Here is a 21,951-nt window from a genome sequence, read left to right as displayed (position 1 = left end):
ACTCTTAAAGATAAGTAAAAAAACAATTCAACACTTAGTTTTTAATTAATTTATCGATTAATTAATGTAAAGTTTATTTTCATAATTAATACCTTTGCCTTTTTAAACACAAACCCACATTTATGGATTTCAGGAATTTCAGAATACCTTACACGATTAATCCTCAATATTCAAAAAAAGCCGTTTATTTCTCAATGGAATTTGCTCTTGAGCAGGTACTTAAAATATATTCGGGAGGACTTGGCTTTCTGGCAGGCTCTCATATGAGAAGTGCCTATAACCTTAAGCAGGATCTTATTGGAATCGGTATCCTATGGAAATTTGGTTATTATGACCAGGCAAGAAACCACGATCAGACTTTACAACCTGTATGGACGAGAAAAATGTACAGTTTTCTTGAGGACACAGGAATAAAATTTCAAATCGAAATCCACAGTGCTCCGGTTTGGGTAAAAGTATGGTATCTTGATCCTGAAATCTTCAATACGGCACCCATGTTTTTCCTTTCTACAGATGTTCCGGAAAATGATCACGTTTCAAAAACAATCTGTCACAAGCTGTATGATGCGAATGAATCTACAAAACTTGCTCAATATATTTTATTGGGAAAAGGAGGAGCCAAGCTATTGGATGAAATGAACATTGAGAGAGAAGTTTACCATCTTAACGAAGCCCATGGGCTTCCGGCAGCTTTTTATCTCCTGAGAAAATATAACGGAGATCTGAATAAAGTTAAAGAAAAACTGGTTTTCACCACTCACACTCCTGAAGAAGCTGGTAATGAAAAGCACAGCTTCAGATTATGTTATGACATGTCCTATTTTTCAGGATACAGCATGGAAGAAGTGAAAAAGATTGAAGGATCTGATGATGACCGTTTCAATCATTCTCTTTGTGCATTGAGAATGGCAAGAATGGCCAATGGAGTTTCCCAGCTTCATGGGGTTGTTTCCAGAGCCATGTGGAATAAATATCCGGGAATCTGTGAAATCACATCTATCACCAATGCTCAGGAATTTAAATACTGGTCTGATAAACCTTTATACAATGCAAAAGATGAAAACGACGCAACTGTTTTTGATTTCCGTAAGAAATATCTGAAGAAAAAACTGTTCAGCATTGTTGCAGATCAGACAGGAAATTTATTTAACCCTAATGTCTTTACCATGGTCTGGGCAAGAAGATTTGCCGGCTACAAAAGAGCAGAACTTCTTCTCCATGACAAAGAAAGATTCTACAGACTTCTGAACAATCCAAAATATCCGGTACAGATTATCTGGGCAGGAAAACCTTACCCAATGGACTACTCTGCTATTTCTACATTCAATACCCTGGTAGAAGAAAGTAAAAATCATAAAAATATGGCTGTTCTTACGGGTTATGAGCTTTCTTTAAGCAAGTCTTTAAAACAGGGCTCTGATGTATGGCTTAATAACCCAAGGGTTCCAAGGGAAGCTTCAGGAACTTCCGGTATGACGGCTGCCATGAACGGATCTGTCAATTTATCTACAGATGACGGCTGGATCCCGGAATTTGCAAAACATGGAGACAACTCTTTCGTAGTTCCCAAAGCAGATTATCTGAATATGAGTATTTACGAACAGGATAATTATGATTTAAATAAGTTGTATGAAATTCTTGAAAATGAAATTCTTCCCACCTATTACGACCGCCCTGATGAATGGAGAAAAATCCAGCACAATGCAATGGATGATGTGAAAGATCATTTCAACAGTGACAGAATGGCGGATGAATACTACAGAATCCTCTATAATAATCAAAAATAGAATTAATGAGCAATGTCTTGAACACACCTGAATCCGGTATGTTCAAGACTTGTATCAGGACTGCTTTTCATACGTCTGGCCACCCTGTATCCACTGCAGTAACTATCATTGCATAAAAAGCTTCCTCCCCGAAGACTGCGTTTAACACTATACGGTTCCTGAGGGTCATAAGATCTGTCAGCGCCCTGAGGATTTAAAACCAGTCTGCCTTCCAGTTTTTTATAGTAATCATAATTGTATAAATCGCTGCACCATTCCCAAACGTTTCCAGCCATATCATACAATCCATATCCGTTGGCTTTAAATGATTGTACAGGGGCAAGGGTACCATAGCCGTCTTTCTTTTCATTGAGGTACGGAAACTTTCCTTCCCAGCTGTTTGCTTTAGGAATTCCTTCATTGATGGGTTCATTGCCCCACGGATAGATATTATTTTTTAATCCGCCCCGTGCTGCAAATTCCCATTCTGCTTCTGTGGGCAAACGTTTACCGGACCATTTACAATATGCCTGTGCATCATCCCAGCTTATATGTACTACGGGATAATTGTCTTTCCCTTCAATATTGCTTGCCGGCCCCTGGGGATGTTTCCAGCTCGCACCTTTTACCCATTTCCACCATTGGCTGAAATCATTCAGATTCACAGGCTTGGTTGTTGGTTTAAACACCAATGAAGCAGCTACCAACAAACTATCCGGAGGTTTTGGAGTACCCTTAGGAAGGTTTTTCTTTAATTCGTCCCAATCGGGTTTACGTTCTGCCGTTGTGATATAGCCTGTAGCATTTACAAATTTATTGAACTGTGCATTCGTCACTTCTGTTATATCCATATAAAACGGAGAAACCTTCACTCTATGTTTAGGGTATTCATCTGGATCAGCCTGACTATTATCGCCTCCCATATCAAACTCTCCTCCGGGGATTAGCACCATTGCTTCCAGAGAAGTTTTTCCATTAAAACTGATATGAGAAGAATCTGTTGTCCCTAATCTCTTCGGAATAGTCATGCAGGTATGCCCGGGTTTATTTCCCACAGGTTCTACGGCTTTATTTTTATTACAGGAACATACCAAACTTAATACTCCTGTACAAATTATCATTTTTATGGAAAACATCATCTTTATCTGAATATTTACAGTTTTTTATGATTTCGGTTTACTGTATCTCCATCCTTTTTTCAACTGAAGTGAAAGCTGATTGACTATTTTTTTAGAAGGAACTTCTTCAGCAATATTTATATTTTCGTCAGGATCATTTTTATGATCATAGAGCTCTCGGGCCAGATAAGCTCCGGGCTTTTCAGTCTCTTTATTCCATTCGAACCATTCTACATATCGATACCTGTCGGTACGGATGGCATATCCCATTCTTTCTACATTTTGTCCCCCTTTGGCTTTTACCCCGTATCTTCCCAATAAAAACTGACTGTAGGCTGCTGTTTTCCATTTACGGTCAGAATCCGAAAGCAGAGGTTTCATACTCGTTCCCTGAAGATAATCGGGAATTTTTATTCCGCTCATATCACATAAAGTAGGATAAATATCTACGAACTCTGTCAGAGCATTGCTGGATTTTCCTTTTGCTTTCACTCCTGCCCCACTGATAATAAGCGGTACTCTGGTATCAATCTCATAGTTGCTCTGTTTGCACCAGCTGTTATGCTCTCCCAGTTTCCAGCCATGATCTCCCCACAATACAATAATGGTATTTTCACTCAAACCTAATTCATCCAGAGCTTTTAACAATCTGCCTATCTGAGCATCTGTATAAGAGACAGAGGCATAGTAGGCATGGATAATTTCCTTTTGCTTTTCCAAATCATATGGCTTTTCCGATGGTAAAGGCAGGTCTGATCTGTCCGTATACCCTCTCAGTTCAGCATCACCATGTACGGCAAATTCCGGAGCATTTTCAGGTATGAATTGATTTTTCGCAAGAGGTATGTCGTTTCTGTTATACAAGTCCCAGTATTTTTTAGGAGCGTTAAATGGTAAATGCGGACGGTAATAACCTACTGAAAAAAAGAAAGGCTTATCTTTTCCTTTTAATTCTTTCAACTTTTGAATGGCCATGGTTGTTTGCGCTCCATCATAATAGGCATCATCATCAACGTCTGCCATTTCAACAGAATTAGCCTTTGTATAGATAAATCCATAAGCATCCGGTTTTCCTTTTCCTATTTTCTCAAGGGCAAGCTCCTTTTCTTTCTGAATCAGTTTGTTTTTCTCCAGCTGATATACTGCGTCCGGATCAAAAGGGTATCCATTTACATGAAGTTCTTCATTCCAGGACTTATCATCAGGTAAAGTATTATGAAAGGTTTTTCCGATTCCTACCGTATAATACCCGTTATTCTTGAATACCTGCGGAAGAGTGATTACATCCGGCAGGTTTTTCCTGAAATCTGTCTGAAGATCCCATACACGAACAGAATCTGGTCTCAAACCTGTAAGGAGGCTTGCCCGTGAGGGGTTGCATACAGCCTGCTGGCAATAGGCTCTATTAAAAACAACTCCTCTTGCTGCAAGTTTGTCCATATTAGGAGTTTTTATAACAGTGTTTCCATAGCAGCCTATTTCAGGTCTTAAATCATCAATAGGAATAAACAGGATATTGGGTCTTGTTTGCTTGATAGCGGATCTTACACTTTTTTTAGGTTTGGGATTATCTTTATTAAAGCTTACACCTCTCACCGCTATGCAATTACAAATCAATATAATGAATACTATTTTTAAAAAGTTGAAATTCTTCATGAGGTATAATTTTCTTTTATTGATAAGACTTATTTGTTATCAGCTTATTTTTCACTTCTTTCCATCCTTTTTTACGTTGTTCAGAAAGCTTTTCCAGAATGTCTTTATTTTCGGGATACACTGCAATATTGAAATTCTCTTTCGGATCTGAGGTAAGATTATAAAGTTCCCGTGCCACAAGTTCTCCCGGCTTTTGGGTCACTTTATCCCAGTAGTACCACTCTATCAGATGATAGCTTTTGGTCATCATTGAATATCCCATATAATTTTTTTTGTTAAGGTCTATCCCTTCTCCTGCCGGACGCAGAAACTGGCTGAATACGGCTCCTTTCCATTCCACGCTGTTTTCATTCAGAAGTTTTTTAAAGCTCGTTCCTTGCAGATAAGCAGGAGTTTCTATTCCTGCAAGATCACAAAGGGTTGGATAAAGATCTACCATCTCTACCAGTTCATTGCTCTTACTTCCCGGATTTTTCATTCCAGGTGCATATACAATAAGAGGAACCCGGGTATCATTTACATAATTAGTCTGCTTACCCCATGCATTATGTTCTCCTAATTTCCAGCCGTGGTCTCCCCATAAAACAATAATAGTATTATCTATTAATTTTTGTTTTTCAAGCTCATCTACGAGTCGTCCAATACAGGCATCAACATAGCTTACAGAAGCATAATACCCATGTTTCAGAATTCTGGCTTCTTTTTCCGGCATTCTGAAGTAGGCAGGATGTTTTACATATTCAAGATCATAACAAGCAGTCATCTCCCTTTGGTTATACATGGCCATGCTTGGTGCATTAAACGGAATAAAGCTGTTATCTGCCATTGGTATTTCCATAGGGTCATAAAGATCCCAGTACTTTTTGGGAGCTACAAAAGGTAAATGCGGCCTGAAATACCCCAGTGCCATGAAGAAGGGTTTCTTTTTATTTTTAATACGGTTGATGGTCTGAATAGCAAGTGATGTCTGAGCTCCGTCATACAGCGAATCATCAGGACAGTCTGCAACTTCTACAGAACGTCCGTATGCCCAGCCATTCCCATATCTTTTAGGATCTTTGGCTAATCTTTCCAATCTTTTGGCAGCAAGCTCAGCTTTAAGTTCACCACTGAAATAAAAAGATTCGGGATCTCTGTCTCTCATATTTTTAACGGCATATCCTTCAGGGCGAAGATCCGGCTCGCGGAAAGAGATAGAATCAGGCATGTGATTATGAAAAATCTTTCCGATGGATACTGTATGATAATTGAATTTTTCGAACTGCTGTGGAATCGTTACCACATCAGGATGTATTTTACGAAATTCTTCTCCCAGCACCCACACTTTGGTGGAATCCGGCCGCAAACCTGTTAAAGCACTGGCTCTGGAAGGGGCACAAACTGCTACCTGACAATATGCATTTGTAAAAGTTGTACCTCTTCTTGCCAGCTTATCTATATTGGGTGTTTTAATGGTTGAATTACCGTAAACTCCCAGTTCCGGCCTCAGGTCATCAACGACAATAAAAATTACATTGGGCTTAGACTTTTTTTGTGATTGTCCTGCAATTATATTAAATGATAAAATCAATAGAAGAATATAAACTGATTTTAAAGTTGAAACTCTGAACATATCAATTAGTTTTAAAAACCAGCCTTGTAAGAATGTGAGTTGCACCGTAATAGTAAAGAAAAAATCCCCAAGGCTGTTATTGATTAAATATTGAAAAAAGAAAAACTTTAACATCCACAAAACATTAAGAATTCTTTTTCATCATTTGTGTTTTGTATTGAAATAAGATATAATGAGTTATGGATGTGATGCGAATTTGCAACAAAAAAGAATAAACTCTTGCAAAGTAAACTACATCACATATACATCAATAACACAAGATTCACATTTACAGCGTTTTATAAATCACAAAATGATCAAAACATAGAAAAAATTATAGTTTAGGAAAACAAATCAGCTGATTTTCCATGTACTCCATTTATCTCACTTCATCTCGAAATTTCGAATTAGATAAAAAAAATCCGGAAAGTTGAGCTTTCCGGATGATGAATTACATATTTTTCTTTTTTGATGGTACTTTCATACCTTTTTCCCGCGCTTCAGAAATACCGATGGCTACGGCTTGTTTTCTGCTTGTCACTTTCTTTCCGGAAGAAGACTTTAATTTTCCTTCCTTGAATTCGTGCATTACCTTTCCTACTTTGTCCTGAGCTTTTTCTGAATATTTAGTCTTGCTCATGATCAGATTTTTTTTTAAGATTTTGGCAGGGATACCCCTAATTCATAAACACAGGCATGTTTCAAATATTTTGAACGCTCTCTTGATGTTACCGATTCAAAATGATCATTTTTGATCACAATAATCGGATCTTCCGCATTTTCAATCTCAAAATTGGCTAAATATCTTTCATCCGGTGGAGATTGTTGCAGTTTTGCTTTTATTTTCTGCAGCTCATCTGCATATTTTCTAAATCCCGGATCTGAGGAATGGATAAATTTATACTCATCGCCTGCATACACATAGTAATGAATTTTTTTCTCTATCAACCCCGCCTCATCAGTAATTTCGGGATTATCATTTCCGTCTCTAAAAACTACTTCCACTAATGTTCCTCCTTTTTTATGAGCACATTCTTCAGCGTCTTTAAAACTGGAAAAACCTGTATAAACAATCTGATCGTTTAATACATAACGGTTCAGTTTCTGGTTGTATGCATTCGTTTCCATAATTATTATTTGATTTGATTATAAGGTATGATATTCAATTTTTTTGCCAAAAAGCTTATTTGAAAAGCTTTTTTATACATTTAATAAAATTATTATCTTTGAAATCCATTACTATTAGAAATGAAAAAATTACTCTTAACTCTTACTGTTGCGGCGGTATTCCAAAATGTGTCGGCACAGGAAATCACTTTAGATAAAATATACTCAGGATATTACCGTGGAAAAGGGATCGCAGGGATCACTTCAATGAAAAACGGAGAAAATTATCTGGTCATTGAACCGTCAGGAATTGCAAAATATTCTTACAAAACTTCACAAAAAGAAGGGAATCTTGTAGATGGAAAATTTGAAAGCTATATTTTTTCTGATGATGAATCTAAAATTCTTTTACAGGTTGAAAGCCAGCCTATTTACAGACATTCTTTTCTGGGGAAATTTGATGTAAAAGATTTAAAATCCGGGAAAGTAATCAGCCTGAATGAAGGGAAACCTGTTCAGGAGCCTGCGTTTTCACCGGATGCTACGAAAGTGGCCTTTATTTCTGACAATAATCTTTTTTATCAGGACCTTAATTCAGGAGAAATCACACAGATTACAACGGATGGTAAAAAGAATTCAATCCTGAATGGTTTGGCAGACTGGGTATATGAGGAAGAATTCGGGCATGCAAAACAATATGAATGGACAAAAAATTCTGATGCCATCGTATTTGTGAAGTCTGATGAAAGCCAGGTTCCGGAAATCTATATTCCTATCTATGGGAAAACGCTTTATCCTACAGAAATGCGTTATAAATATCCAAAAGCAGGTGAGAAAAACTCTGTAGTTTCAGCACAGCTATACCGTCTTGATAACGGGAAAACAATGCAGCTGAACCTGGGTTCTTTCAAAAATTATTACATCCCGAATGTATTTCAGACTGCAAAGCCGGACGAAATGGTTCTGATCACTTCTGAAAGGATACAAAATGCTTCTGATATTTTAAAAGTGAACACAAAAACCGGAGCAGTTCAGAAGTTATTTACAGAAACAGATGAAAAATGGGTAGATACAGACAGCCCTACTCTTGAATTCCTTGAAGATGATTCCTTCCTTTGGGCTTCTGAGAGAGACGGGAACCGTCACCTGTACTGGTATGACAAAGATGGTAAGTTGAAAAAACAGATCACAAAAGGAAACTGGGAGGTAACCGATTATTATGGGTTTAATCCAAAGTCCAAAGAAATTTATGTTCAGACTACTGAAAAAGGAAGTATCAATAAAGTCATTTCCAAAGTCAATATTGAAAACGGAAAGACCCAGCTGATCTCTAATGCAGAAGGAAACAACTCCGCAAACTTCAGTAAAAACTATAATTATTTCATTGAAACATCTTCTACAGCAGCTAAACCTTATACCTATGTTTTAAAAGACGGTAATGGAAAAGCAGTAAAAGAGCTTCAGAACAACAATGACCAGTTACAGAAACTAAAAGCTGATAATTTTGTTGAAAAAGAATTCATTACGATTCCAAACGCTGTAGGTGATCAGATGAATGCCTGGATTATGAAGCCTAAAAATTTCGATCCTAATAAAAAATATCCGCTGTTTATGTTCCAGTATTCAGGCCCGGGATCTCAGCAGGTAGCCAACTCATGGGATAACGGAAATGCTATTTGGTTCAATCATCTTGTACAAAAAGGATATATTGTTGCTTGTGTAGACGGCCGTGGAACAGGCTATAAAGGAGCAAAATATAAGAAAGTAACTTATATGAATTTAGGAAAATATGAGATTGAAGATCAGATCACAGCAGCCAAGTGGTTCGGAAGCCAATCTTATATTGATAAAAGCAGAATCGGAATGTTCGGATGGAGCTTCGGTGGTTATATGACCAGTTTAGCCATGACGAAAGGAGCTGATGTCTTCAAAGTAGGAATTGCTGTAGCACCGGTAACCAACTGGAGATATTACGACTCTGTATACACAGAAAGATTTATGAGAACACCTCAGGAAAACCCGGATGGATATGATAAAAATTCTCCTACGGAATATGCTAATCTGTTGAAGGGGAAATTCCTTCTGATTCACGGAACGGCTGATGATAACGTTCACTTCCAGAATTCTATGGAGTTCTCTGAAGCTTTGATTCAAAACAAAAAACAGTTTGATTTCATGGCTTATCCGGACAAAAACCACGGAATTTACGGTGGACAGACAAGACCTCAGTTATACCAGAAAATGACGGATTTCATCCTGAATAATCTATAATATTAAATTTATAACTCATAAAAAATCCCTTTCAGAAATTCTGAAAGGGATTTTTATTATTTAGGGTATTTCACCGCTTTATCCAGTTCTATAGGATTATTAAAGGCTTTTAACTTTTTTCTTTCGTTGGCTTCTGCGGGTTTCAGCTGTTCTTTGGAGAGAATTGTACCATCATCAAGCTGCAATTTTTGTCCTTCGCGCATGGTCAGATTTCCATTCAAGACATATTTAAAGGGATTGGAATAGAGGTCCAGCCTTAGTTTATTTAAATCTTTCTGAGTAACGGGAATTGCTCTGGATATAGAGGCATTTAATGAATTACGTTGATATTCATCCGGAATCTTTTCACTCTTAATTACATTAAAATAATAATTCTTTTTTGTATCATACAATTCCATAATCAATCCCGGTAATCCGTTAAACTTATAAGGTCCGTAGGGCATTGGGATATCTTTAGTAAACCATGCGATCCAGTTTCTTCCTCCGAACTGTGTAGTAGCTTTTTGAAGTTGGAAATTACTGAAAATCTTTATACTGTCTGTAATATTCCAATGTTGCTTCGTTTCTTCAGACAGTCTATAAAAATTCACATCTCCAATATATTCATAGTTTTGGTATATATTATCATCCTTCTTTTTTATTAAAAAAGAAGTCAATCTATTACCTTTAAATCCATAGTGCCCGGTAGCAGTAAATACTGAATCATTAATATAATTCAGTCTGTTGTAATACGCTATATCCTCTTTTGTGATATCCAGATAATAATTTTCCCTGGTAATATCTTTTGAGGTTGAATCTTTCTTGTATTTCACCTCATAGATGAACCTGTTGTTCTGGGAAAAAAACATTACAGTTCCCAGCAATATAAATAATAAGCTTTTCATAACAATTTAATTTTCGGATAATAATTCCGGGATAAAGAATTCCAGATCTGCTCTTTCATACTGAACCGGGTATTCCGTGTCATTGATAAAGATATTGGGTGTAAAATGCACCCCATTGCTGCTTACCCATTCTTCATGTCCTTTTAATAATGCAAGTGCATTCTCTGAACTTCCAAAATATTTAGAATACTTATGATACCAGCCACTTTTGTCTTCATTATAGCCCTGAACATCATACCAGCTGCTCAACGCTTCCAGAAATTCTATTTTATTTTCACTATTGATATAAATATTGGTAAGGTTGACATGAACCGTTCTATTATCAAGATCATCCCTGCTAAGATCTATATCAAAGAAAATATTGATTCTCAACTCATTAGAATACTTTTTTACCAGCTTTAGAAAAACAGGATAAAATTCTTTGCAATGTTTACAAAAAGGATTGGTAATAAAGGTTAAAGTTTGATCTGCTTTTTCATTTCCAAACACAAAAGCGTTCGAAAAATCTTTATTCTCAACTTTTTTCTGTAAAGACAAATTATTTTTGAAAAACTGATAGTTTCTCCTGAATTTCAGATTTCTTTTTAGGGTATTTTCATCTTTCTGTCCCTTCTTATTTTTTATCCTAAAATTCATCAAAACAATGAGCGAACCTAAACTTCCTATTAGAAACAGAACAACAGTTATGTCCGGTTTTTTACTGGTAAATGAGATAAGATTGGCAGCCACCAGCTGAATACATACTGAGGTTATGATTACCATGCAGACAGGACAATACTTTTTAACAACAAATACCTGATAGAATAAGGATAAGAAAGCAACGGGTATGAATGCAAATAATCCATATTGATAGATCTCAAAAAAGAATTCAATATTTTTTATCAGACTCAATAAAATAAAACACACGATCTGACTGGTAAAAAACAGCAGTGAAATCTCAGATAAATCTATTTTATTAAAAATCTTCCATTTTTTCGAATTAAAAACTAGGTCACAATCCGTATTCAGATAATTGCTTTTACATACTCCAACCGGTATGAATGTTCCTTTCCCATGCGTTTTTTTGTAGGCTTCACGGGCAAATATGAATCCGATAAGTCCTGTAGCCGCAAAGATCAGTTTCAAAACCAGATTGGAATCATCATAAACGAAAAGGAACAGAAACAGCAGCGTTACAATTCCCCAGTTAATGTATGTATAATCTAGTTTTGATTTTGTATTGAACTGCTCCTCAGGCTTTTCTATAATAAGTATTATATTTTCCCATTCTGAAAAAAAATCTTCCGTTTGAGAACCATTGACTGTTATTTTATCACCTATATTATTCACCACTGCCAATTCTCCTTTTACTAAAGCCAGAAAATCCTCAGGTAAAATATCTTTTTCATCATTATCAATTCTGTAACTGTAATTTTCAATATTGAAAAAATGTAAAGCATCAGAAAATGCCAGAAGGCTTGGAAAATTGGGATGCCCTTCCAATTGAAGTTCAAACTCATCCTTATCAATATGTATTTTATTATCATCCAGGTAATTGATAACAGCAGTATAGCTTTTGCGTGTCATTTTACTATAACTTTTTGTATTTAAAAAAAATAGCAACAGTTTCCTGTTGCCATTTTAAAAGATTTACTTTAATTACCCACAACAAAAAGTACCGTTGCAATACGAATCACCATTCCCATTATGAGTATTTGCACATGCTGCATTGGTACATGCACATCCTGCATCCGAAATAGGATCTTCCTCTCTTAATCCCCCTTTAATGGTTTTCAACTCATTTCGGGATAAACTTCCTTTCATCTTTTTTAAATTGATCTTTTTCATAATAAATGTTTTTTTAATTACGTGTCACTATTGACATAGGCGAAAATAGAAAACAAATATCACTCACAAAGGAAATACATATGCATATTTTATGTTTATTCATTGTATTTTAATTTGTGAAATATGTACAAGTTTTTAAATAAAGAAAACCTGTCTGCACATTCATTTTTCTTATTTATTTCATTAATCATTTACGCAGCTATTATTTATTTTATCAATTAAAATTAAAAAGCTATTTTTGGGAAATTTGAAAATTGATTATATGAAGACTAAACATCCTAAAGGGCTGCCCTATCTATTCTTTACAGAAATGTGGGAGCGTTTCGGGTATTACCTGATTCTTGGAATCTTTGTTCTATATGTTATTGAGCCTACGGGCATGAAAGGCGGACTTGGACTTCCGGATAAAACTGCTGATGACATTTTCGGAACTTATATTGCTTTAACTTATCTGACTCCCTTTATTGGAGGATTCCTGGCAGACAGAGTGTTAGGATATATCAAATCTATTTATCTTGGAGGTTTTTTAATGGCTGCAGGATATATAGGTATGGGAGTTTTTAAAGATTTACCCCTGTTTTATACCTCTCTGGCATTAATTATTATTGGAAACGGTTTCTTTAAGCCTACTATTTCCACATTATTAGGAAACCTTTATTCAGAAGAACCTTATAAAGCTAATAAAGACTCTGGGTATAATATTTTCTATATGGGAATCAATATCGGGGCATTTATCTGTAATATTATTGCCGCTTTCATGCGTAATAAATTCGGTTGGGGTGAAGCTTTTATCACTGCGGGTGTAGGAATGCTTATCGGAATGGTTATTTTTACCATCGGAAGAAAGCATTACATTCATGCTGCACAGATGAAACCTGTACAGGAAGGTGATACAAAACTTTCAGAGATTCTGATCAAAGTATTTGTTCCTGCTATCGTTGCCGGAGCAATAGGTTGGTTTATCCCTGATAATATTTTTGGAAGTGACAGTACGGATGCCTTTATTTTTGCGTGTGTACCTGTTATTTATTTCTATGCATCCCTTTACTTTAAGGCTAAACCTGATGAAAAAGCCTCTATCGGAGCATTACTTTCTGTATTCCTGATCAGTATGTTCTTCTGGGCGGTTTTCAAACAAAACGGTACAGCATTGACAAGATGGGCTAATTATTACACGGACAGAAGTGTTCCTGCTTCTCTTGAAAAGCCATTGGAAGGTATCTATATGGTAGATGGGAAGAGCTATGAAGACAAAGAAACTCCTGTCTATGATAATCAGTTCCGTTCTCAGAAAGATGATAATGGGGAGACTAAAAAAGAAATGGGAAAAGATGTATACTTTAAAAACATATCCCCAGAGCAGCGTGCGACTCTTGAGAAAAACCCTGAAAACAAAGTTTATCTGTACAATACAGAACTGTTTCAGTCTATCAATCCGTTCTGGGTTATTGCGCTAACTCCGGTTATTGTAGGATTCTGGGCATTGTTGAGAAGAAAAGGAAAAGAACCATTAACGCCTACCAAGATCGTTTTAGGTTTATTTATTTCAGGACTTTCCTGCCTTGTCATGGTGTTAGCCGTAATGGCCGGAGACAATGGCGCTGTAAAAGTATCTCCTCTATGGCTGGTTGCCAGCTACGGAGTCATTACTATCGGTGAGCTTTGCCTGTCTCCAATGGGGCTTTCTTTTGTTTCCAAACTTTCTCCTGCAAGGATTACAGCATTGATGATGGGAGGATTTTTCCTGGCCAACTCTGTGGGAAATAAGCTTTCAGGAATCCTGGCAAGTACATGGTACAATTATGAAAACAAAACGAATTATTTCCTTGTTAATTTCGCTTTGTTAATATTTGCTACACTTTTAGGTCTTTCTATGTTAAAAAGGCTGAATAAGATTATGACAGAAAAAGGGCATTAAAATGCTCAATATGATAAAGATAACTAAGCTGCGGAATAGTCCCGCAGCTTTTTTATTTAAAAATAAAATTAAAACCTTGCCAAAAACCCAAAATAAACTATATTTGTCAGTCTTAACAAAAATTAACAATAGAAATGGATAATATTGAAGCATTGAGTCCGAAACCGGATGAATTTGTAGAGAATAAGAATTCCAGGCATCCTAAAGGATTATGGGTTCTTTTCGGAACAGAAATGTGGGAGCGTTTCAACTTTTATGGAATGAGAGCTCTTTTGACGCTCTTCATGGTAAATTCCTTATTGATAAAAGAAGCTGATGCAGCGATCATCTATGGTGGATTTCTAGCTTTATGTTATTTAACACCTCTTTTGGGAGGATTTATTGCTGATAAATATATCGGAAACAGATATGCGATCATCATTGGTGGATCGTTAATGGCTATTGGCCAGTTCTTATTATTCATCAGTGCCTCAACTTTTTCAGCGGATATTGGTAGTGCCAAACTTATCATGTGGCTGGCATTATTCGTGATCATTTTTGGTAACGGATTCTTCAAACCGAATATTTCTTCAATGGTGGGAAGCCTTTATCCAAAACAGGAAAAGTCTAAACTGGATTCTGCCTTCACTATTTTCTACATGGGGATCAACATCGGAGCGTTCTTAGGTCAGTTTATCTGTCCATACGTAGGTGACGTAAAAGATGCTGCAACCGGAGTAAGAGATATCTTCGCTTTCAAATGGGGATTCCTGGCAGCTTCTATTGCCATGGTAATCGGAACGGTAACATTCTTTATCCTTAAAAACAGATATGTAGTAACTCCGGAAGGAAGACCTATCGGAGGATTACCGAAAAACAATACAAGTGCTGACTTTGAAGAAGGAGAAACGCAGACTGCTAAATTCTCTGGCCAGGCTTTAGGAATCACTGGTGGAATATTTGTAGTTTTATTCTTCCTTTTCAGATATCTTCTTGTAGGTGAGTTTGGATTCAATTCTGTAGAAATGGGGCAATTGATTAAAGGAATCATTTATCCATTCATCTATTCAGCTGGTATTTCTCTTGCCTTCTTAATTATGTCTTCTGCTGAAAATAAAGTTGAAAGACAGAGAATCTGGGTAATTTATATCGTATCATTCTTTATTATTTTCTTCTGGGCTGCGTTCGAACAGGCAGGATCTTCATTAACATTTATTGCAGATAACCAAACAGACAGAAACATTTTAGGATGGAATATGCCGCCTTCAATGGTTCAGATCTTCAACGGAATCTTCGTTGTTATTCTGGCAGTTCCTTTCAGTTTAATCTGGGATAAATTAAGAGCTAAAGGAAAAGAACCGGTATCTCCGTTCAAACAGGCAATGGGATTAGCTTTGATCGCTCTTTCTTATTTCATCATTGCACACAATGTAAAAGATCTTGGAAACTCAGGTTTATTAGCCATCAAATGGTTAATGCTACTATACTTCATCCAGACATGTGGTGAGCTTTGTCTTTCTCCAATTGGTTTATCATTGGTTGGTAAGCTGGCTCCGAAAAGATTTGCTTCATTACTATATGGTGTTTTCTTTATTTCTAACGCTGCCGGTTATGCATTAGCCGGTTCATTGGGAGCACTTATCCCTGCAACAGGTGATAAATTCAAGAAAGCTGAAGAAATGGGTGTTAATCTACAGGATGTTTTGGATAAAAAAGTAACCCTGACAGCGGATCAGGTAGCTGCTTTTGATAAAGCTCAGTTACCATTACACAACCCTACTTTTGTAGGATTCGAAATCCATAACTTATTTGAATTCTTCATGGTATTCGTAGTACTTTGTGGGATTGCTGCTGTAATTTTAGGATTAATTTCACCTATCTTAAAGAAAATGATGCATGGTGTAAACTAATTGTATCAACAAAATATCATAAAACCTCTGCCAAGTCAGAGGTTTTTTTTATTTTCGTATGATGGAAATTTCCGAAGATTCTTTATTCCAATCCGTAAAGGAAATCATTAGGCAGTCGCGCGAAAAAGTGTTTCGTATAGCGAATTCTACTCTACTGCTCACTTACTGGCAGATTGGAAAATTGATTGTTGAAGATGAACAACAAGGAAAAGAACGCGCAGAATACGGAAAATATACGCTGAAAAAACTTTCTCAGAAACTTACCTTAGAATTTGGAAAAGGATTTGATGAAAGTAACTTAAGAAACATGCGCTCTTTTTATCATGCATTTCCAATATGTGACGCATTGCGTCACGAATTGAGCTGGACCCATTACAGATTACTGATAAGGTTTGACAATGCTGATAAAATGAATTACTATATCAATGAATCCGTTCAAAATAACTGGAATTACAGAGATCTTAAAAGACAAATCAATTCCCTTGCTTATGAACGCGTTTTAGAACATAAAAAATCTTCTCCGGAAACTATTCACAGTGTTTTAAAAGATCCTTATATTTTTGAGTTTCTCGGTCTAAAAGCTGATGAACAATTTTCTGAAAAAGAAATTGAAACAGCCATTATTGACCATATTCAAAAGTTTTTGCTTGAATTTGGGAAAGGATTCGCTTTTGTAGCCAGACAACAACATATTTCAACAGATACATCGGATTTTTATATCGACCTTGTCTTCTATAATTACATCTTAAAATGCTTTGTCATTATTGATTTAAAAACAGGAGAACTTTCTCATCAAGATATAGGACAGATTGATATGTATGTAAGAATGTATGATGATCTGAAACGCGGTGAAGGTGATAATCCGACCATCGGAATTTTATTATGTTCAGAAAAAGATGAGACCATTGTAAAATACTCCGTTTTGAATGATAAAAACAATTTATTTGCCAGCAAATACCTGCTGTACCTCCCAAAAGAAGAAGAATTAAAACAAATTATTGACCAGGACAGAATCCGTTTTGAACTGGATCAGGAAAATAAAAACCCTTAATTAGAACTTAATCATATATCATTATGAGCTTAACTTTAGATGAAATACAAAATTTCAAAGGAAAATATCCCAGACAAATCTGGAGCCTGTTTTTCTCTGAAATGTGGGAACGTTTCTGTTTCTACGGAATGCGTGGAATGCTGGTCTTCTTCATGATCTCACAGCTTAATTTCCATGAAAAAGAAGCCAACCTTCAATACGGTGCCACTCAGGCCTTTGTATATGCCTTTACCTTTGTGGGAGGTCTTTTTGCTGATAAAATTTTAGGATTCCGAAAATCCCTGTTCTGGGGCGGGCTGCTAATGATCGTAGGAAGTTTAATCCTGGCTACCGATCCCCATAAATTCTTTTTCTTAGGAATAGCTTTCACTGTCGTAGGAACAGGTTTCTTCAAACCTAATATTTCATCTATGGTAGGACAGCTTTACAAACCTAATGATTCAAGAGCAGATGCCGGATTCTCACTTTTTTATGCAGGAATTAATCTCGGAGCATTGCTAGGCGGTTATTTATGTATTGCCATTGGTAAAGGAGAATTCTTAAGCAACATTATTGCAGAAGAAATGAGGTGGCATATTGCTTTTGGTCTTGCTGCAATAGTAATGGTTGTAAGCTTAATTAATTTTGTATTTACACAGAGAACACTAGGAACTATCGGTTTACAGCCGGGACACCCTTTAGCAGAGGTAAAAGCAGCTCCAATTCCAAAATGGAAAGAATACGGAGTATATGTTTTGTCATTGGTTTTTGTACCCATCATCATGACCATGGTAGCCAAGACTGAGTATACAGATTATTTTATGTGGACCATCGGACCTTTAACTTTAATCTATCTGTTCTATGAAATGTCTAAAGTAACGGCATCTGAACGTAAAAAACTTTGGGCAGCTTTGGTTTTCATTATATTTTCAATCATATTCTGGGGAATCTATGAGCAAAGCGGAGGTTCTTTGAGCATTTTCGCAGCTAAAAACCTGAATAAAGATCTTTTTGGATTAGACCCAAATGGAGTGAATAACTCAGGAGGAGCTTTCTTCATTATTTTTCTTGCCCCATTGATCGGACTTCTATGGATCTGGCTGAACAAAAGAAAAATTGAACCCAACACGATTATCAAATTCGGATTAGGATTTATTTTCTTAGGATTAGGATATTATGTTTTATTTGCAACGCGCCTCTTCGCAGACCTTCAGGGAATCACTTCACTGAACTTCTTCACACTGGCATTGCTTATCATTACCCTTGGGGAATTATGCCTTTCTCCTATCGGTTTATCCATCATGACCAAGCTTTCTACCAAGAATCTTCAGGGAATGATGATGGGAATGTGGTTTCTTGCATCAGCGTATGGGCAGTATGTTGCAGGAATTATTGGGGCCAGTCTTGCCACAGCCAAAGAAGGTTCTACCAACTATGATGAATTGATCACTTATACCGATGGATATAAACAATTAGGATTATATGCGGTAATTGCCGGAGTGGTATTAATTTTGATATCTCCGTACGTGAAAAAATTAATGCAAGATGTAAAATAAAAAATAAGTAATCATGCTTATTTTTATCCAAATATCACAATATGAAGAAAATTTTAAGCATAACACTCTTATTTTTATTAAATTTTAGTTTTGCACAAGTAAAGTGGATGACCATTGAAGAAGCTTTAAAAGCCCAAAAGGAAAGTCCCAAAAAAATATTAATTGATTTCTACGCAGACTGGTGTGGTCCATGCAAAATCATGGATAAAAAAACGTACGGCCACCCTGTACTGGCTCAGATATTAAATGAGAATTATTATCCTGTAAAGTTTAATGCAGAAGAAAAAAAGAGCATTGAAATTTTCGGAAGAACATTTTCCAATCCCAATACTGAACATAGAAAGGGAAAAAATTCTCTGCATGAGTTTACCCAATATATGAATGTAGGAGCCGTTCCAAGTACAGTATTTCTGGATGAACATGGCGATCCCATCACCATTCTTCAGGGAGAATTGTCTGCCAAAGAACTGGAACCTTATCTGGAACTGATTTCCAAAGATCTGTTTAAAAAGATTAAGACCAGAGAACAATGGGAGGATTACCAGAAAAAATTCAAATCTAAAATCAAAAATTAATTCAGAACTTTGAAACACCGATTTTCTGTTTCAATGCTAAAAAATTCATTATAGAGACTTCCAATTTTTTTGGAAGTCTTTTTTATTTTACCGAAATTCGGACCTTTATTTTTATTATCCGAAATAAGAATCAAAAAGTTCGAAAAACAGTATCCTGAAACCTGACAATGAATCTCGAAACCTCCATAGAATATGTAAAAGGAATAGGTCCGGAAAGAGCCAAACTCATCAAAAGTGTGTTGGGCTTATCTACTGTGGAAGATATGTTGAATTTCTACCCTATCCGTTATCTGGACAAAAGTAAAATCTATACTGTTTCTCAGCTTAGAGAAGAGACCAGTCAGGAAATACAGCTGAAGGGTAGAATTACTCAGGTACAGGAAATTCAGACCGGTAAAACCAAGCGATTATCTGCAAAGTTCAATGATGAAACAGGTAGTATAGATCTGGTTTGGTTTCAATATTCCAAGTGGTTGAAAGAACAGCTTCCCATCAACAGGGAAGTTTATATCTTCGGAAAGATTAATGTTTTCAACCGCCAGTTTTCTATGCCGCATCCGGAAATTGAAGCGGAAGAAAAAAAAGAGGGTGACACCCGCCTTAAACCTATTTATCCAAGTTCTGAAAAACTAACCAAAAGAGGGTTAAATCAACGATTTTTCCAGAATGCTTTAAGAAATATCTGCAGAGAGATTCCGAGTCTTATTGAAGAAAATTTTCCGGAATATCTGATGAAAACCTTTAAATTCATGTCCAGGCAGCATGCTTTTCTGAATGTACATTTTCCAAAAGATCAGGAGCATTTTGATAAAGCAGATTACAGACTGAAATTTGAAGAATCATTTTTCTTTCAGTTAGGATACGGTTTAAAGAAGCTTCATCATAAAACACAATCCCACGGTAATCCTTTCCCTATTATTGGAGATCACTTCAATGATTTTTATGAAAACCATCTTCCTTTTGAGCTTACCAATGCACAAAAAAGAGTTTTAAAGGAAATTCGTATGGATATGAAAAGGCCGATTCAGATGAACAGGCTTTTACAGGGAGATGTAGGATCAGGAAAAACAATGGTTGCCCTTCTTACCATGCTTATCGCAATGGACAATGGGTTTCAGAGCTGCCTGATGGCTCCAACGGAGATTCTTGCCCAGCAGCATTACAATGGTATCAAAGAGCTGTTGGAAAAAACAGGAATCAATATCCGCCTCCTCACAGGTTCTACCAAAGCAGCAGAAAGAAGAATTATCCATGAAGAACTGGAAAGTGGTACACTTTCTATTTTGGTAGGAACTCATGCCGTTTTAGAAGATAAAGTTAAATTTAAAAATCTGGGATTAGCCATTATTGATGAGCAGCATAGATTCGGAGTTGCTCAAAGGGCTAAACTCTGGGCTAAAAATAAGATTCCGCCTCATATTCTGGTGATGACCGCCACACCAATTCCAAGAACTCTGGCCATGAGTTTTTATTCTGATCTGGATGTTTCGGTAATTGATGAAATGCCTGTGGGAAGAAAGCCTATTATTACAGCCCACCGCCGGGAAAAAGACAGACTGTATGTATATAACTTTTGTAAAGATGAAATAAAAAAAGGAAGACAGGTTTATTTCGTATATCCTCTCATCGAAGAATCAGAAACGCTGGATTATAAAAACCTTATGGAAGGTTTGGAGCATGTGATGGATTATTTTTCAGAATATAATGTCACTATGCTTCACGGGAAAATGAAACCGGATGAAAAAGATGCTGCCATGGCTTATTTTGCTTCAGGAAAAGCTGAAATAATGGTTGCAACCACAGTAATTGAAGTTGGGGTAAATGTTCCGAATGCTTCGGTAATGGTGATTGAAAGTTCTGAAAGGTTCGGACTATCACAGCTTCACCAGCTCAGAGGACGTGTAGGAAGAGGTGCTGAACAAAGTTACTGTATCCTGATGACTTCCGATAAATTATCAAAAGAAAGCCGAACACGTATTAAAACAATGACTGAAACCAATGATGGTTTTAAAATTTCTGAGGTAGATATGCAGCTTCGCGGGCCCGGAGATATACTGGGAACCCAGCAAAGTGGTGTGGTAGATTTTAAAAGACTGGATCTTATTAATGACTCGGCGATCATCAAAACAACAAAAAATACGGTAGAAAGAATACTGGAAGCTGATCCTATGCTTTCAAGACCTGACAATCTGATCATCAAAAATTATTATATCAGATACTACAAAGGAAAAAATAAGTGGAGTAAAATATCATAAAAAAACCGCAGAAAAAAACTTCCTGCGGCCCCCTTATAAAACTGTTATTTAGAAGAAATTACTTTTTGGTATGTCCAAAAAAATTTATTTTAATAGTTCAGGTTTAATATTTTGTGATGTGGTGTGAAAATATTTATATAACAATATAATAATGAGCTAAAACCATTACTATTAAAATAAATTATAAAAAAACAAAATGAATTATTTTTTCCAACTTGCTTATTATAAAAACTAACTGTGTTTCGATGGAGATGAGGGAATGAAACGAATAAAAATACCTCCAACTACTTATTGAGTTTTCATGATTGTACCGTTTTGTTTAAAGATCTTCTGTGCTTTAAAATTGGAAAATTAGTATAATCCATTTTGTTTAACTAACATCGTGATTTATATAATTTTTTTATTTTTAGAAACAATTACTTCTCATTCATCTGTATCTTGTACTATATAATAAATTTGTGTCTGAGTTTACTTTTACAAATGTCCGTATATTAATTCAGATGCCTTT

16 protein-coding genes are annotated in these 21,951 nt (G+C 36.2%); 8 read left to right on the top strand and 8 right to left on the bottom strand.

Going from position 1 to position 21,951, the window contains the following annotated elements; genetic code table 11:
* The first annotated feature begins 122 nt into the window (after positions 1 to 122).
* Positions 123 to 1,787 (top strand): alpha-glucan family phosphorylase, encoded by a 1,665-nt coding sequence (glgP, locus tag AC59HC_RS02910; protein ID WP_202843469.1) that lies wholly within the window; start codon positions 123 to 125, stop codon positions 1,785 to 1,787.
* A gap of 2 nt (positions 1,788 to 1,789) precedes the next feature.
* Here glgP and AC59HC_RS02905 read toward each other — a convergent pair whose 3' ends face one another.
* The 5 genes from AC59HC_RS02905 to AC59HC_RS02885 form a co-directional block, all read right to left on the bottom strand.
* The gene (locus tag AC59HC_RS02905; protein ID WP_238349700.1) at positions 1,790 to 2,887 is read right to left on the bottom strand and encodes a formylglycine-generating enzyme family protein; all 1,098 of its coding nucleotides are present in this window, start codon (positions 2,885 to 2,887) and stop codon (positions 1,790 to 1,792) included.
* Between the two features lie 42 nt (positions 2,888 to 2,929).
* Positions 2,930 to 4,540, bottom strand: coding sequence for a sulfatase (locus AC59HC_RS02900; protein WP_496557975.1), 1,611 nt, complete (start codon positions 4,538 to 4,540; stop codon positions 2,930 to 2,932).
* A 16-nt stretch (positions 4,541 to 4,556) separates the two neighbouring features.
* Positions 4,557 to 6,152 (bottom strand): sulfatase, encoded by a 1,596-nt coding sequence (locus tag AC59HC_RS02895; protein ID WP_496557974.1) that lies wholly within the window; start codon positions 6,150 to 6,152, stop codon positions 4,557 to 4,559.
* Positions 6,153 to 6,582: 430 nt separating this feature from the next.
* The gene (locus AC59HC_RS02890) at positions 6,583 to 6,771 is read right to left on the bottom strand and encodes a DUF6496 domain-containing protein (RefSeq protein WP_202843477.1); all 189 of its coding nucleotides are present in this window, start codon (positions 6,769 to 6,771) and stop codon (positions 6,583 to 6,585) included.
* A gap of 14 nt (positions 6,772 to 6,785) precedes the next feature.
* Positions 6,786 to 7,259, bottom strand: a complete 474-nt coding sequence (locus tag AC59HC_RS02885) for a hypothetical protein (RefSeq protein ID WP_062675487.1) — start codon at positions 7,257 to 7,259, stop codon at positions 6,786 to 6,788.
* A 120-nt stretch (positions 7,260 to 7,379) separates the two neighbouring features.
* Here AC59HC_RS02885 and AC59HC_RS02880 point away from each other — a divergent pair, with 120 nt between their 5' ends.
* Positions 7,380 to 9,509 (top strand): S9 family peptidase, encoded by a 2,130-nt coding sequence (locus AC59HC_RS02880; RefSeq protein WP_496557973.1) that lies wholly within the window; start codon positions 7,380 to 7,382, stop codon positions 9,507 to 9,509.
* Positions 9,510 to 9,565: 56 nt separating this feature from the next.
* Here the strand turns inward: AC59HC_RS02880 and AC59HC_RS02875 are convergent, their stop codons facing one another.
* From AC59HC_RS02875 to AC59HC_RS02865, 3 genes are all read right to left on the bottom strand, one after another.
* On the bottom strand, positions 9,566 to 10,393 hold the full coding sequence (locus AC59HC_RS02875; RefSeq protein WP_202843486.1) for a GLPGLI family protein: 828 nt from the start codon (positions 10,391 to 10,393) through the stop codon (positions 9,566 to 9,568).
* Between the two features lie 6 nt (positions 10,394 to 10,399).
* A complete protein-coding gene (locus AC59HC_RS02870) occupies positions 10,400 to 11,959 on the bottom strand; it encodes a vitamin K epoxide reductase family protein (RefSeq protein ID WP_496557972.1) in 1,560 nt (519 codons plus the stop codon).
* A 72-nt stretch (positions 11,960 to 12,031) separates the two neighbouring features.
* A complete protein-coding gene (locus AC59HC_RS02865) occupies positions 12,032 to 12,220 on the bottom strand; it encodes a hypothetical protein (protein ID WP_120233440.1) in 189 nt (62 codons plus the stop codon).
* 262 nt (positions 12,221 to 12,482) lie between these two features.
* Between AC59HC_RS02865 and AC59HC_RS02860 the strand changes: the two genes are divergently transcribed.
* From AC59HC_RS02860 to recG, 6 genes are all read left to right on the top strand, one after another.
* On the top strand, positions 12,483 to 14,138 hold the full coding sequence (locus AC59HC_RS02860; protein WP_202843490.1) for a peptide MFS transporter: 1,656 nt from the start codon (positions 12,483 to 12,485) through the stop codon (positions 14,136 to 14,138).
* Positions 14,139 to 14,272: 134 nt separating this feature from the next.
* Positions 14,273 to 16,027, top strand: a complete 1,755-nt coding sequence (locus AC59HC_RS02855) for a peptide MFS transporter (protein ID WP_496557971.1) — start codon at positions 14,273 to 14,275, stop codon at positions 16,025 to 16,027.
* A 58-nt stretch (positions 16,028 to 16,085) separates the two neighbouring features.
* Complete coding sequence (locus AC59HC_RS02850) at positions 16,086 to 17,078, top strand: PDDEXK nuclease domain-containing protein (protein WP_496557970.1); 993 nt, start codon at positions 16,086 to 16,088, stop codon at positions 17,076 to 17,078.
* 23 nt (positions 17,079 to 17,101) lie between these two features.
* On the top strand, positions 17,102 to 18,613 hold the full coding sequence (locus AC59HC_RS02845) for a peptide MFS transporter (protein WP_343641814.1): 1,512 nt from the start codon (positions 17,102 to 17,104) through the stop codon (positions 18,611 to 18,613).
* 41 nt (positions 18,614 to 18,654) lie between these two features.
* A complete protein-coding gene (locus AC59HC_RS02840) occupies positions 18,655 to 19,188 on the top strand; it encodes a thioredoxin family protein (RefSeq protein WP_202843502.1) in 534 nt (177 codons plus the stop codon).
* A gap of 167 nt (positions 19,189 to 19,355) precedes the next feature.
* Positions 19,356 to 21,443 carry an ATP-dependent DNA helicase RecG gene (recG, locus tag AC59HC_RS02835; protein WP_343641811.1) on the top strand — a complete coding sequence of 696 codons (2,088 nt, stop codon included), beginning with the start codon at positions 19,356 to 19,358 and terminating at the stop codon, positions 21,441 to 21,443.
* Positions 21,444 to 21,951: the final 508 nt, after the last annotated feature.

The sequence above is a fragment of the Chryseobacterium sp. DZ-32 genome, assembly GCF_059587025.1.
This window is presented reverse-complemented; position numbering and strand designations above follow the sequence as displayed.

Coding starts and splice junctions, on each gene's coding strand:
- glgP (WP_202843469.1), top strand. CDS start 123: ATGGATTTCAGGAATTTCAGAATACCTTACACGATTAATCCTCAATAT.
- AC59HC_RS02905 (WP_238349700.1), bottom strand. CDS start 2,887: ATGATAATTTGTACAGGAGTATTAAGTTTGGTATGTTCCTGTAATAAA.
- AC59HC_RS02900 (WP_496557975.1), bottom strand. CDS start 4,540: ATGAAGAATTTCAACTTTTTAAAAATAGTATTCATTATATTGATTTGT.
- AC59HC_RS02895 (WP_496557974.1), bottom strand. CDS start 6,152: ATGTTCAGAGTTTCAACTTTAAAATCAGTTTATATTCTTCTATTGATT.
- AC59HC_RS02890 (WP_202843477.1), bottom strand. CDS start 6,771: ATGAGCAAGACTAAATATTCAGAAAAAGCTCAGGACAAAGTAGGAAAG.
- AC59HC_RS02885 (WP_062675487.1), bottom strand. CDS start 7,259: ATGGAAACGAATGCATACAACCAGAAACTGAACCGTTATGTATTAAAC.
- AC59HC_RS02880 (WP_496557973.1), top strand. CDS start 7,380: ATGAAAAAATTACTCTTAACTCTTACTGTTGCGGCGGTATTCCAAAAT.
- AC59HC_RS02875 (WP_202843486.1), bottom strand. CDS start 10,393: ATGAAAAGCTTATTATTTATATTGCTGGGAACTGTAATGTTTTTTTCC.
- AC59HC_RS02870 (WP_496557972.1), bottom strand. CDS start 11,959: ATGACACGCAAAAGCTATACTGCTGTTATCAATTACCTGGATGATAAT.
- AC59HC_RS02865 (WP_120233440.1), bottom strand. CDS start 12,220: ATGAAAAAGATCAATTTAAAAAAGATGAAAGGAAGTTTATCCCGAAAT.
- AC59HC_RS02860 (WP_202843490.1), top strand. CDS start 12,483: ATGAAGACTAAACATCCTAAAGGGCTGCCCTATCTATTCTTTACAGAA.
- AC59HC_RS02855 (WP_496557971.1), top strand. CDS start 14,273: ATGGATAATATTGAAGCATTGAGTCCGAAACCGGATGAATTTGTAGAG.
- AC59HC_RS02850 (WP_496557970.1), top strand. CDS start 16,086: ATGATGGAAATTTCCGAAGATTCTTTATTCCAATCCGTAAAGGAAATC.
- AC59HC_RS02845 (WP_343641814.1), top strand. CDS start 17,102: ATGAGCTTAACTTTAGATGAAATACAAAATTTCAAAGGAAAATATCCC.
- AC59HC_RS02840 (WP_202843502.1), top strand. CDS start 18,655: ATGAAGAAAATTTTAAGCATAACACTCTTATTTTTATTAAATTTTAGT.
- recG (WP_343641811.1), top strand. CDS start 19,356: ATGAATCTCGAAACCTCCATAGAATATGTAAAAGGAATAGGTCCGGAA.